Origin of the sequence: Brachybacterium kimchii (genome assembly GCF_023373525.1) — a bacterium.
GTDB lineage: Bacteria > Actinomycetota > Actinomycetes > Actinomycetales > Dermabacteraceae > Brachybacterium > Brachybacterium kimchii.
Window position 1 is genome coordinate 1827152 of record NZ_CP097218.1, and the last position, 12594, is coordinate 1839745.

The 12594-nt window shown below is 72.7% G+C and carries 10 protein-coding genes; 1 reads left to right on the forward strand and 9 read right to left on the reverse strand.

The window, feature by feature from the left end:
• Nucleotides 1–146 precede the first annotated feature (146 nt).
• From ftsY to M4486_RS08695, 5 genes are all read right to left on the reverse strand, one after another.
• Nucleotides 147–1619, reverse strand: a complete 1473-nt coding sequence (gene ftsY / locus M4486_RS08675; protein ID WP_249480765.1) for a signal recognition particle-docking protein FtsY — start codon at nt 1617–1619, stop codon at nt 147–149.
• 83 nt (nt 1620–1702) lie between these two features.
• Nucleotides 1703–1852: a hypothetical protein gene (locus tag M4486_RS08680; protein WP_193636296.1), complete on the reverse strand. Its 150-nt coding sequence runs from the start codon at nt 1850–1852 to the stop codon at nt 1703–1705.
• 154 nt (nt 1853–2006) lie between these two features.
• Entirely contained in the window at nt 2007–2429 is a 423-nt protein-coding gene (gene ndk / locus M4486_RS08685) for a nucleoside-diphosphate kinase (protein ID WP_249480766.1), read from the reverse strand.
• Nucleotides 2430–2507: 78 nt separating this feature from the next.
• Entirely contained in the window at nt 2508–2924 is a 417-nt protein-coding gene (locus tag M4486_RS08690) for a DUF4233 domain-containing protein (protein ID WP_249480767.1), read from the reverse strand.
• 2 nt (nt 2925–2926) lie between these two features.
• The gene (locus M4486_RS08695; protein WP_249480768.1) at nt 2927–4300 is read right to left on the reverse strand and encodes a bifunctional folylpolyglutamate synthase/dihydrofolate synthase; all 1374 of its coding nucleotides are present in this window, start codon (nt 4298–4300) and stop codon (nt 2927–2929) included.
• Nucleotides 4301–4645: 345 nt separating this feature from the next.
• Here M4486_RS08695 and M4486_RS08700 point away from each other — a divergent pair, with 345 nt between their 5' ends.
• Complete coding sequence (locus M4486_RS08700; protein WP_249480769.1) at nt 4646–6304, forward strand: WXG100 family type VII secretion target; 1659 nt, start codon at nt 4646–4648, stop codon at nt 6302–6304.
• 90 nt (nt 6305–6394) lie between these two features.
• On the opposite strand, the gene M4486_RS08705 is transcribed toward M4486_RS08700, so the two are convergent.
• From M4486_RS08705 to ileS, 4 genes are all read right to left on the reverse strand, one after another.
• Nucleotides 6395–7369, reverse strand: coding sequence for a DUF979 domain-containing protein (locus M4486_RS08705; protein ID WP_249480770.1), 975 nt, complete (start codon nt 7367–7369; stop codon nt 6395–6397).
• Entirely contained in the window at nt 7366–8067 is a 702-nt protein-coding gene (locus M4486_RS08710; protein ID WP_249480771.1) for a DUF969 domain-containing protein, read from the reverse strand. The genes M4486_RS08705 and M4486_RS08710 overlap by 4 nt, the downstream gene beginning before the upstream one ends.
• A gap of 11 nt (nt 8068–8078) precedes the next feature.
• The gene (locus M4486_RS08715; RefSeq protein ID WP_249480772.1) at nt 8079–9140 is read right to left on the reverse strand and encodes a DUF2891 family protein; all 1062 of its coding nucleotides are present in this window, start codon (nt 9138–9140) and stop codon (nt 8079–8081) included.
• Between the two features lie 100 nt (nt 9141–9240).
• Nucleotides 9241–12537, reverse strand: coding sequence for an isoleucine--tRNA ligase (ileS, locus tag M4486_RS08720; RefSeq protein ID WP_249480773.1), 3297 nt, complete (start codon nt 12535–12537; stop codon nt 9241–9243).
• Nucleotides 12538–12594 lie beyond the last annotated feature (57 nt).

Here is a 12594-nt window from a genome sequence, read left to right on the forward strand (position 1 = left end):
CCCGGGAGGATCGTGGTCACATGGTGCGGTCGGTCGCCCTCCGGCCGCCTCCCCAGGGCCCGCCGTGATCTTTTCGTGACCTCGGGTCCGGGGCGTGGACGGCGAGGGAGGTACTGCGCAGGCGGCGAGGCGGGCGGGTGGCCGGCTCAGGCCTCCAGGAGGGCGTCGACGAAGCCGTGCGGGTCGAAGGGGGCGAGATCGTCCATGCCCTCCCCGAGACCGACCATCTTCACCGGGACGCCGAGCGCGCGCTGCACGTTGACGACGATGCCGCCCTTGGCGGTGCCGTCGAGCTTGGTCAGCACGATGCCGGTGACGTCGACGACCTCGGAGAAGACCTTCGCCTGCTGCATGCCGTTCTGGCCGGTGGTCGCGTCCAGCACGAGCAGCACCTCGGCGACGCCGTCGCCGTGCAGGGCCTTCTCGGCGACCCGGCGCACCTTGCCGAGCTCGTCCATGAGGCCCTTCTTGTTCTGCAGGCGTCCGGCGGTGTCGATGATGACGACGTCGGCCTCCTGCGCGATGCCCTGGGCGACGGCGTCGAAGGCGACGGAGGCGGGGTCGGCGCCGTCGTGGTCCGAGCGCACGGTGTCCACACCCACGCGGGAGCCCCAGGTGGCGAGCTGGTCGGCTGCCGCGGCGCGGAAGGTGTCGGCCGCGCCGAGGACGACGCTGCGGTCCTCGGCGACGAGCACGCGGGCGAGCTTGCCGACGGTCGTGGTCTTGCCGGTGCCGTTGACGCCGACCATCAGGGCGACCGACGGGACCTCGGTGCCGTCGGGCGCCTCGCGGCGGGTCGCGGCGAGGCGGCGGTCCAGGCTCGGATCGACGAGGGCGAGGAGCTCGGCGCGCAGGGCCTCGCGGATCTGCGCGGGGTCGTCGGTGCTGATGACCTGGATCCGGCGGCGCAGGTTCTCCATGAGCTCGTCGGTCGCGTCGGGGCCGAGGTCGGCCAGCAGCAGCGTCTCCTCGATCTCGTCCCAGGTGCTCTCGTCGATGGTGCCGCTCGTGAGCAGTCCCAGCAGGCCGCGGCCGAGCGATCCGGAGCGCGCGAGCCGGTCGCGCAGGCGCTCCATGCGGCTGCCCGCGGGCTCGGGCGTCTCCAGCGGCGGCGCGGTCTCGGCGCTCTGGGCGTCCGCGGGCGCCTGGGCGTCGGTCTCCGGCAGCTCGGTGGGCGTCTCCGTGGCCCCGGGCGCCTCCGTGGCCCCGGGGGCATCGGTCGGGGCCGACGGCGAGGCGCTGGTCGACGCGGAGTCGGGCGTCGCGGTGCGGCCCGGCTCGGTGCCGGGGATGACGGGGTTCGAGGGGTGGGCGGCGCGCGCGGAGGCGCTGCCGGCCGTGGGCGTCGCGGGGGCGGACGGCGAGGAGGGCTTGGAGAGCGTGTCGCCCCAGGTCGGGGCCGAGGGCCGGTCCGCGCGGGGCTTCTGCGCGGTCGCGGTCGAGCCGCCCGAGCGATCGGCGCGGCCGGCGCCCTGGGAGTCCTGGCGGCCCCGGTCGTCCTGATCCCCGCCCTGGCCGCGGCGACGCCGGCTGCGCACCCATGCCCAGGCTCCGGCGCCGATGACGACGATGCCGCCGCCGGTGCCGGCGAGGGCGGCGAGGATGTCATTGGGGTCCACAGGTCACCTCCGGGTCGAACGGCGCCGGGCGGCGCAGGCCTCGCCCAGTGTAGGCGGGACGGAGGGAGGCGCGGACCGCGCGTTCAGGCGTCGCGGCGGGTGCGGGAGGAGCCGCGCAGCACGGTGCCGTCCTCGGCGCGCTCGACGGCGCGCGAGCTCAGCGCGGTCAGCACGAGGACGAGCGCCCCCACGAGGACGGCGAAGAGGAGGAAGACGATCATGACGATGCCCATGGGTTCATTCTCAGCGGGAGGGGCGTCCGCTTCCATCATCCGAGAGGACGACCGCGTGTCGCCTTGATCACAGAACAGACGCGCGACGGCCCCGCTCCCCCCGCCCGGGAGGGCGGGAGCGGGGCCGTCGGCAGGTCGTCGGCGCGGAGCGGGCTCAGCCGAGCGCGGGGAACCAGATCCCGATCTCGCGGGTCGCGGACTCGACGGAGTCGGAGCCGTGCACGAGGTTCTGGATCACCGGGGCGTCCCACTCGCGGGCGAGGTCGCCGCGGATCGAGCCGGGCGCCGCCGCGGTCGGGTTGGTGGCGCCGGCGAGCGAGCGGAAGCCGGCGATGACGCCCTCGCCCTCGGCGACGACGGCGACGAGCGGGCCGGAGCCCATGTACTCCACCAGGGGGCCGTAGAAGGGCTTGCCCTCGTGCTCGGCGTAGTGGGCGGCGAGGGTGTCGGCATCGGCCACGCGCTGGTCGAGGGCGACGATGCCGTACCCCTTGGCCTCGAGGCGGCGGAGGATCTCGCCGCGCAGGCCGCGCTCGACGGCGTCGGGCTTGAGCAGGATCAGAGTGCGTTCGGTCATGCAGGGCACTGTATCGGTCGTGCCCGCGCGGCGCCTCACCGCCCTCGGCCCGCCCTCGGCACACCCTCGGCCGGGGGATCAGGTGCCCGGGGTGTCCGCCTGCTCGGGATGGGCGGCCCAGTAGCGGGCGTCGACCGCGTCCTTCTCCCGGTCCAGCGCATGCCCCTTGAGCACGCCGTACACGTAGAGCACGGCGAACAGGACGCCCACGATCCACATGGCGCTCACCCACAGCCCCAGCAGCAGGATCGGGATCTGCAGCACGGCGCCGAGCGCGTACGGCCAGGCGCGCTTCTTCAGCATGCCCGCGCAGGCGAGCAGGAGCACGGCGCTGATCAGGGAGATCGTCCACACGGGGACGCGGTCCTCGGGGTTCAGCTGGTGGGAGACGAGCGCCGCGAAGAAGACGATGAGCGCCTCGACGGTGAGCGTCGTGGAGCTGAACATGCGCTGCGCCCCGTGGGGGCGCTGGGACGGGGTGAGGCGCAGGGCCATGCTCACGCCTCCTCGGCGACGCCGAGGAGGTCGCGGACCTCGGCGGCGAGGGTCACGGAGCCCACGGCGACCACGCCGCCGAACTGGTCGCCGGAGGCCTCCGCGAGGTCCACGGCCCGCTGGATCGCATCGGGCAGGGAGGCGGACTCGATGACGCGGTCCTCGTCCTCGAAGACGTCGCGGGCGACGTCGGCGAGGCGGTCCGCGGGGATCGCGCGCGGCGAGGACGACTGGGTGATGACCACGGAGTCCAGCAGGGGCTCGAGGGTCGCGAGCAGCTGCTCGGCGTCCTTCTCCTGCAGGATCCCCACCAGGCCGATCGTGCGGGTGAAGCGGAAGTTCTCCCGGACGGTCGCGACCAGCGCCTCGGCGCCCGCCGGGTTGTGGGCGGCGTCCACGAGGACCGTCGGCGCCTGGCGCACCACCTCGGCGCGGCCCGGGGAGGTGACGGTCTGGAGGCCCTCGGCGAGCAGCTCGGCGCCGAGCACCTGCTCGCCACCGCCCAGCAGCGCCTCGCAGGCGGCGATCGCGAGCAGGGCGTTGTGGGCCTGGTGCTCTCCGAGCAGCGGCAGGAACACGTCCTCGTAGCGGCCGGCGATCCCCTGGAAGGTCACGAGCTGCCCGCCGACGCCGGGGGTGCGCGAGAGCACGCCGATCTGGTCGCCCTCGATCGCCGCCTCGGTGCCCAGCTCGAGCAGGCGCTCGCGGATCACGTCGAAGGCCCCGGGCTCGCTCTGCTCGGCGATCACGGCGAGCGCGCGGGAGGTGAGGATCCCGGCCTTCTCCCCCGCGATCTCCTCGATGGTCTCGCCCAGGTACTCCTGGTGGTCGAAGCCGATGGGCGCGATGACGGCGACGTCGGGATCGACGACGCCGGTCGCGTCCCAGGTGCCGCCCATGCCGGTCTCGACGACGGCGACGTCGACGGGCGCGGAGGCGAAGGCCTGGTAGGCCATCGCGGTGAGGTACTCGAAGTAGGTCAGGGGCGGGCCGCCGGCCGCACGTGACTCCTCGTCGACCATCAGCGCGAAGGGCTCGACGTCCCGGTAGGCCTGGACGAAGGTCTCCTCGTCGACGCTCTCGCCGTCGATCGCGATCCGCTCGGCCGGGGAGTGCAGGTGGGGGCTCGTGGTGCGGCCGGTGCGCAGACCGGCCGCGCGCAGGATCGCCTCGGCGATGCGTGCGGTCGTGGTCTTGCCGTTGGTGCCGGCGATGCGGATGGAGCGGTAGGAGTTCTGGGGGTCCCCCATCAGCTCCATGACCCGGCGGATGCGGCTCAGGTCGGGCTCGATGCGGTTCTCGGGCGCACGCTCGAGGAGCGCCGCGTAGACCTCGCGCAGCTGGGGGCCGAGCTCCGGACGGGACGGACGTGGCACTGCGGCTCCTCGGGACGGGGCGGGGCGGGGTGGGTCGACGGGGCGGCGGCTCGCGCCGGATCGGCCGACGGCCGCCCTCCAGTCTACGAGCGCGCCCCGGGGAACGCCCTCACGGGCCCTCCCCATCGTGCGCCCATCCACAACGGGCGGCGGGCCGTGGTGGCGCCGGCGCCGTCTTCCTAGCGTGATCGGCATGCGCTGCGGGGTCCGTCCCGCGGGGCGACCGGCGGGCGAGGAGAGGCACATGGCCGAGGAGCTGGCGGCACGACGGGCGAGCCGGTGGGCGGCGGCGGGCCCGGGGGTCGCAGGGGCAGCGGGGGTCGGACGATGACCGGCTTCTGCGGCATGGACACCGCACAGGTGCGCGTGCATGCCGAGCAGCTTCGCGGGGCCTCCGATCGGCTCGAGGCATGGCAGGTGCGTCTGGATGCAGCGGTCGCGCGCACCGCATGGAGCGGACCGGATGCGGAGGCCTTCCGCTCCCTGTGGGCACTGCTCTCCCTGGACGCCTTCCGGGCCGCCTCCGCGGCTCTCGCCTCACGTGGCGAGGAGGCCGCCGCGCAGGCGGACGACCAGGACGCGGCCTCGAGCGCCCAGGGCGGCGGGGACGGCGCGGGCGGCGCGGAGCCGGGAGCTGTGGGCGTCTGCGCGCCCGGCGCCTCGGGCCCCGTGTCGGGGATCCCGGACGCGCCGTCGTCCGACATGCGCCAGGGGTACCTGCGGGACGACAACCCGTTCATCGCCGACTGGCTGGAGCATCCCGGCGAGCAGCTCCTCTCCGGCACCGCCCACTCGGTCTCGGATGCGATCGGTCAGGGCTGGGGCTCGGGGCTCGACGTCCTCGAGTGGGGGCTGGACCGCTCCGGGCGACGCAGCGACGCCGTCGGCCAGCTGCGCCGGGACGGCGACCGGTTCGGGGGGATCCTCGAGGACTGGGCCGCAGGCGAGCGGGCCCCCACGTACGCGGAGCTCGGGGCCTCCGGGATCGTGACGCTGGGCTCCGCCGGTGCCGTGACCTTCGAGGCGAGCCCCGACCACGACCAGGACACCGCCTTCCTGGACGACCGTCCCGGCGGGATCGTCTCCGATGTGCGGGTCGACGACGCGCCGTCGGCCAGCCCACAGGATCTGGGCGACCTCCTCGTCGACAACGACTCCCTGCGGATGAAGGGCCGCGGCGCGGACTCCTCCGGCGCGCTCGCGACCGGACGGATCGGGGTGCAGGAGGTGCGCGGCGCGTCCGGCGGCGATCCCGTGTACATCGTGCAGGTGCCGCCCACCGAGGGCCCCGACGTCCTGGACCTCTCCGGCGCCTACGGGCAGACGGGCAACTCCCGGGACTGGGGCTCGAACCTGCGGCTCGTCGCGGGCCAGGATCCCGCCGCGATGGACGACGTGCGCGCGGCGATGACGGCCGCCGACGTCCCCGCCGGGGCCGACGTCATGCTCGTCGGCCATTCGCAGGGCGGGATCATCACCTCGCACCTCGCGGCGGACCCGAGCTTCAACAGCGCGTGCGGCGCGGAGGGAACCTTCAACGTGACCCACAGCTTCTCGGCGGGCTCCCCGGTGCAGACGGTGATCCCGTCCCAGGACTCGACCCAGGTCGTGAACGTGGCGCACGGCCCCGTCGGCCTGGACCCCCGCCTCTCCCCCGGCACGTCCCACCGCCCGGACCTCGAGTACACCGGCGATCCGATCGCGGAGCTGGACCTGCAGGGCGCCCAGATGGGAGGCGGCTCCCTGAGCGCGCCGAACGTGCACGAGGTGATGCTGCCCGGGAGCACGCAGCATGCGAGCGACGGAGTCCCCGGGATCGAGGCGAACCACGAGTCCTTCGAGAGCGGTTCCCCGGACGCCTTCTACTACGGATCGATCCAGGAGCACACCGCCTCCGACCCCGTCCTGTCCGCGCTCCATGGCGATCTCGACGGCCGGTACATCGGCGAGGGCACGTACGTCTCCCGTTCGACCGTGGTCGACGTCGGGCGCGGCGAGCCGTGACGGCGTCCGGTCGGGCCATCCCGGATCAGGGCCGACCGTCGCGGCGCCGCCGCCCTCCCCGCAGGCCCCGCAGGCCCCGCAGGCCGATGCTCAGTGCGAGAACGCGAAGCCCCACATGAACACGGTGATGAGCACGAGCATGATCAGCGCCGTCGGGATCTGCACGGCGATCGCTCCGTACTTGTTCTTCATCTCCAGCAGGGCGGCCGGCACGATGTTGAAGTTCGCGGCCATCGGCGTGCACAGGGTGCCGCAGAAGCCGGCGAGCATCCCGAGGGCGAACACCGCGGGGGCGTTGCCGTGGAAGTTCTCCACGAGGATGGGCCAGCCCACGGCAGCGGTCATGATCGGGAAGGCCGCGAAGGCGTTGCCCATGATCACGGTGAACACGGCCATGCCGACGCAGTAGGCGATCACGCCCCAGACCAGGACGTCCTCGGGGACGATGAACCCGAAGATGTCGCCGACGGCGGTGCCGACGCCGGCCTCGGTGAACAGGGTTCCGAGGGTCGAGAGCATCTGCGGGAGCAGCGCCGCCCAGCCGATGGCCTCGAGCAGGCGCGTGCTCTCGGTGAACGGCACGGACAGCCGCGGCGGCCGCAGGATGATGCACGCGACGACGAGGGCGACCAGCGCGCCCACGCCGAGGCCCGTGAGCGTGGCCGACCCCTCCGCGAGCAGCGGCTCGCCGCCCACGCTGAGTCGCGGGCCGAGCAGCGCCACGATCACGGTGACGACCGGCACGAGCAGCGCGGGGATGAACAGCCGCCCGCGCAGCCGCGCCGCGAACCCCTCCCTCTCCTGCTCCGAGGTGGTGTGCTCGGTGCCCTTGCCGAGACCTCCGAAGCCGGCGATCGCCACCATCGCGAGCACCGCGAGGCCCAGCACCCAGGCGGGCGCGGATCCCGCTGCCACGAACGTGGAGTAGAAGAACGAGAGGCCCAGCAGGCCCCAGAAGGCGGCGGAGCCGAGTCTGCGGGAGTGGTTTTCGTGGGTGGCGACGAGCACGGCGACGGGGAGGAAGAAGGCGCCGATCAGCCAGTAGAGCCATTCGTTGGAGATCACTTCGCGCCTCCCTGCGGGACGGGGACGGCGCCGGCGAGCCGGTCGAGCCTGCGGTCGAGCCGCAGCAGCCGCGTGCCGTGCACCAGGTAGGCCATCACGGCCACGGGCACTGCCCACAGCGCCAGCTGGATGGGCTCGAGCGTGAGCCCGTAGGTGGTGTCCACGAAGGAGGTGATGAGGAGGATCGACCCGATCGCCACGAAGGCGTCCTCCCCGAAGAAGACGCCGACGGTGTCGGCCGAGGCCGAGTATCCCTTGATGGTCTCGGTGGCCTTCTCGTTCGGCGCGGATCCTCGGCGCCGCTCCTCGGCGGCCTCCGCCATCGGAAAGACCAGCGGCCGCACGGTCTGGGCGGGACCGGCGACGGACTGCAGGCCGATCGCGGCGGTCGCCTGGCGGATCAGCATGTACAGGGCTAGGAGCCGGCCGGCGGTGAGACCGCTCAGCCTGCGGATGAGGTTGCCGGCCGCGGCTTGCAGGCCGTAGCGCTCGATCAGGCCGATCACGGGCAGCACGAGCACGAAGGTGGTGATGGAGCGGGACCCGGCGAACCCGGTCCCGAAGGTGTTGAGGATCTCGAGCGGCGTGAGGCCGCCGATCAGGGCGGTGACGATGCCGGAGGCGGTCACCACCAGGAGGGGGTTGATGCGCAGGGCGAAGCCGATGATCACCAGCGCGACCCCGATGAGGACGAACATGGGCGCTTCCTTCAGTGGGTGCGGGATGCGAGGGCGAGGTGCGCCTCCCAGGCGAACGTGGCCAGCCAGTGGGAGGCCATGTACTCCTCGGAGACGGCGGAGCGCAGACCGGGCTCCATGAGGGGCGGGGCCGCCTCGCGCAGGGCTGCGGCGAGTTCCCGGCTGTCCTCGGATCCGATCCGCTCGAGCGCGTCGGCGATGCGCAGTCCGCTCGCCGCGGCGGTGAGGCCGAGCCCGTCGAGGTGCGACTGGTACCCGTCGCTCGGATCGATCACGGGGACGGGGCGCAGCACGTCGGATCCGGGATGCAGGCGGGAGAGGAAGCGGGGCAGCCAGGCGGCGAGCTCGTCCTCGTCGAGCACCTCGATCATGAGGTCCGCCTCGCTGAGCCCGGCGGAGAGGAAGTCCTGGCCGCTGCGCTCCTGGTCGAAGGCCCAGTCCGCATCGTCGAGGAAGAAGCGCCGCGCGGCCTGCTCGATCTCGCCGCTCGCCTCGTCGGCGGAGGTCGCGCGGGCCGCGCGGGCCGAGAGCAGCAGGCGGCGCAGGCCGAACGCGGTGTTGGTGTGCAGTCCGTGCCGCACCGGCAGCGGGGTCCGCGGGAGCCAGCTGCGCACGAGGGCGAGCACCTCGTCCAGCAGCGGGGCGGCGGCGCCGGCGAGCGGGCGCAGCTCCGATGTGCGGGCCTCCCCCAGCACCACGACGAGCTGCGCCGCCCACGCCCATCCGTAGGGCCTCTCCCAGGTGGGGTTCTCGCGCAGGTAGGCGGCTTCGACCGCGAGCTTCTGCGGGGCGAGGTGGTCCGCGAGGAGTTCCAGCGCTCGCTCTCGCCAGGGGGCGTCGGCCGTGGCCTCGACGAGAGATGCCAGCAGCCAGTGCATGTGCACGCTCGAGTGCCAGTCGAAGGAGGAGGCGAAGGCGGGGTGCAGCAGGGCGGGCTGGTGAAGATCGTCCGCGGAGGTCTGCACGTGGTGGGCGGCGAACGGGAACTGTCGCGAGAGGTTCTCCAGGGCCACCCCGGCCAGGGCGTCGATCGACGCGTCGGCGGGGACTCCGCGGTGCGCGATGGTGGTCATCCGGGGCTCCTTCCGCGGCGGCGCCCAGCGCGCGGACCGCCCCGACAGTCTGGGACCCGGCGCCGCCCGTATCGAGCCGACGCGCCGGGTCCCCGCCGCCTCACGCCTTGGCGACCGACACCTTCACCGTGCCGCCGGAGACCTTCTCGCTCGCCTCGTGCGCCCCGGGAGCGGGCTCGGCCGGCACCTCGAGCTCGGTCGCGAGGACCTCGCCGGCCACCAGATCCCGGTGGGCGGCGACGGCGTCGACGACGGCCTGATCGCCCGAGACCGTGAGGGTGATGCGGTCCGAGACGTCGAGCCCCGCGTCCCGTCGGGCAGACTGGATCGCGCGCACCACGTCGCGGGCGGTGCCCTCGGCCTCGAGCTCGGGCGTCACCCGGGTGTCGAGCACCAGGAAGTCGCCGCCGCGCAGCACGCCGATCGCCCGGCCCTCGGCCGCCGAGTCGGAGCCGGCGACGAGGTCCAGCGAGTACTCGCTCTCGGCCAGGGCGATCCCGCCGGAGGTGACCGTGCCGTCCTCGGCCACGGACCAGTCGCCTGTCTTCGATCCCTTGATGACGGTCTGCACCTGCTTGCCCAGGCGCGGCCCGGCGGCGCGCGCGTTCACGCTCAGGCGCTGCTCGACGCCCATCGAGCGCGACTCCTCGCTCGCCACGTCCACGAGCCGCACGTCCTTGACGTTGAGCTCATCGGCGATGATCTCCGCGAAGGGCGCGAGCGAGGCCGGGTCGTGGTGGACCACGGTGAGCTGCGCGAGCGGCAGACGCGCCCGCAGTCCCTCCTTCTTGCGCAGCGAGTTGCCGACGCTCGCCACGTGCCGCACGTCGTCCATCTGCGCCACCAGCTCCGGATCGGCCGGGAACAGCTCCGCGTCCGGCCAGTCGGTGAGGTGCACCGAGCGGCCGCCGGTGAGCTGCTTCCAGATCTCCTCGGAGACCATGGGCAGCAGCGGCGCGGCCACGCGGCACAGCGTCTCCAGGCACGTCGAGAGCACGTCGATCGCCTGCTCGTCGCCCTCCCAGAAGCGGTCGCGGGAGCGGCGCACGTACCAGTTGGTGAGCATGTCCAGGTAGTCCTGGACCTTCTCGGCGGCGTCGGCGATCGCGAGGGCCTCGAAGGACTCCCGCACGCCCCGTGCGAGCACGCCCGTGCGGGCCAGCAGGTAGCGGTCCATGACGTCGGCGGACTCGTACCGCGTCCGCCCCTGGTAGCCCTGGGGCCGGCCGTCCGCGTCCTTCGGGCCGGCCGCGTTGGCGTACAGCCCCAGGAAGTACCAGACGTTCCACAGCGGCAGCACCACGTGGCGGGTGGCGTCGCGGATCTTCGCCTCGTCGACGATGAGGTTGCCCCCGCGCAGGATCGGCGAGCTCATGAGGAACCAGCGCATCGCGTCCGCGCCATAGGTCGCGTACATGTCGCGCACGTCGGGGTAGTTGCGCAGGGACTTGCTCATCTTCTGCCCGTCCTCGCCCAGCACGATGCCGTGGCAGATGACGGAGGTGAACGCGGGCCGGTCGAAGAGCGCCGTGGCCAGCACGTGCATCATGTAGAACCAGCCGCGGGTCTGGCCGATGTACTCCACGATGAAGTCCGCGGGGTTGTGGCTCTCGAACCACTCGGCGTTCTCGAAGGGGTAGTGCACCTGCGCGAACGGCATCGAGCCGGAGTCGAACCAGACGTCGAAGACGTCGGTGATGCGGCGCATCGTCGACGTCCCGCTCGGATCGTCGGGGTTCGGCCGCGTGAGCTCGTCGATGTAGGGCCGGTGCAGGTTGACCTCGCCGAACTCGTCGCGCGGGAGGGTCCCGAAGGCCTCCTCGAGCTCCGCGAGCGAGCCGTAGACCTCGATGCGCGGGTGGTTCGGGTCGTCGCTCTTCCACACCGGGATCGGCGAGCCGAAGTAGCGGTTGCGGGAGATCGCCCAGTCGCGCGCGCCCTCGAGCCACTTGCCGAACTGTCCGTGCTTGACGTTGCCGGGCACCCAGTCGATCTGCTCGTTGAGCTCGAGCATCCGCTCGCGCTGATCGGCGACCTTCACGTACCAGGAGCTCACGGCCTTGTAGATGAGCGGCTTCCGGCAGCGCCAGCAGTGCGGGTAGGAGTGCACGTGGCTCTTCTCCCGCAGCAGCCGGTGCTCGCGCTGCAGGTTCCGGATGATCGGCCGGTTCGCGTCGAACACCTGCAGCCCGGCGATCTCGTCGAGCGCGGTGCCGCGGAAGTAGTCGAGGAACTGCGCGCCGTCGTCGACGGAGACGATCACGGGGATCCCGTACTCGGCGTTGACCTGCTGGTCGATCTCGCCGTAGGCGGTGGCCTGGTGGACCACGCCGGTGCCGTCGTCGGTCGAGACGTAGTCGGCGACCGTCACGATCCACGCGTTCTGCGTGCCCCAGCGCTCGCGGTCCTCCGAGTAGACGGTCCACAGCGGCTCGTAGGCCATGTGCTCGAGCTCGGCGCCGCGGTAGGTGCGCTCCTCGATCGCGGCGACGGCGTCCTCGGGGCTCGCGTACCCGAGATCCTTCGCGTACTCGCCGATCAGGGCGGCGGCCAGCAGGTACCGGTCGCTGCCTGCGGCGCCGCCGTCGGCCGCCCCCTCGGGCCCGGCGGGCACCACCGCGTACTCGACCTCCGGCCCGACGGCCAGCGAGAAGTTCGTGGGCAGCGTCCACGGGGTCGTCGTCCAGGCGAGGGCCTTGACGCCCGCAAGGTCCAGCTCGTCGGCCTTCTCGCCCTCGAAGGGGAAGGTGACGGTGACGGTCGGGTCCTGGCGGTCCTGGTAGACGTCGTCGTCCATGCGCAGCTCGTGGGAGCTCAGCGGCGTCTGATCGTTCCAGCAGTAGGGCAGAACGTAGTAGCCCTCGTAGGCGCGGCCCTTGTCCCACAGGGTCTTGAAGGCCCACAGCACGGACTCCATGAAGGAGACGTCGAGGGTCTTGTAGCCGTTCTCGAAGTCGACCCAGCGCGCCTGCCGGGTCACGTACTCCTCCCACTCCTTGGTGTACTTCAGCACCGAGGAGCGCGCGGCGGAGTTGAACGCCTGGACGCCCATCTCCTCGATCTCGGACTTCTCCGTCATGCCCAGCTCGCGCATGGCCTCTAGCTCGGCGGGCAGGCCGTGCGTGTCCCAGCCGAAGCGGCGGTCCACCTTGTACCCGTCCATCGTGCGGAAGCGCGGGACCACGTCCTTGACGAAGCCCGTGAGCAGGTGCCCGTAGTGCGGGAGCCCGTTGGCGAAGGGCGGGCCGTCGTAGAACACGTACTCGGGGGCGCCCTCGCGCTGCGCGATCGAGGCGCGGAAAGTGTCGTCCCTGTCCCAGAACCGCAGGATGCGGCTCTCGAGATCGGGAAGGTTCGGCGAGGGGACGAGCGGGTCTCCGGAGACCGGATAGACCATGAGGACCTCCGAGCGGGGCGTAGGCGGACGGCGACTGTGCTGTCCGAGGACGCCGCT